Here is a 445-nt window from a genome sequence, read left to right as displayed (position 1 = left end):
AAGAATCATAACCTCTTTGCGATGGGATCCAAACAATGATCAACACTATACACTTCGCAGCCTATGAGCCTGACGGCCGGATCGTATTTGCCGTCAGCTGCCCGCCCGAGTACGGGAAGCAGATCATCAGGCTCAACACCGACCGGCCTTTCATCCAGGTGGCCACACCGGCAAGGCCGGCCGATCACTTCGTGATGGGGCAAATGCTCAAGGAGCGCCCCCAGATGGGGGCGGTTCTCCAAGGGCTCTGGTTGAAGGGGGTGCACGAAGGTGCCGCCGTCAACATCGAGAGCGAAACCTACACCGCTGACGGCAGTGACATCGAGCTGGGATTTTCGGCGCCGGGTATCTACACCGTCACGGTCACCCTTTGGCCATACCGCGATCAGGAGTTCACCGTTGAAAATTCAGCATAAGAGCGACCACACCAAGCGCCGTGCGGCCG

Annotated in this window: 1 protein-coding gene; it reads left to right on the top strand. The window is 58.7% G+C overall.

What is annotated here, in order from left to right; all coding sequences use genetic code 11:
- Nucleotides 1-35: 35 nt before the first annotated feature.
- A complete protein-coding gene (locus GYA94_RS27450; RefSeq protein ID WP_161893526.1) occupies nt 36-416 on the top strand; it encodes a hypothetical protein in 381 nt (126 codons plus the stop codon).
- The last annotated feature ends 29 nt before the right edge of the window (nt 417-445 follow it).

The organism is Pseudomonas juntendi (assembly GCF_009932375.1).
Classification (GTDB): Bacteria; Pseudomonadota; Gammaproteobacteria; order Pseudomonadales; family Pseudomonadaceae; genus Aquipseudomonas; species Aquipseudomonas juntendi.
The sequence above is the reverse complement of the archived record's forward strand: the minus strand, read 5'-3'. Positions and strand labels throughout refer to the sequence as shown.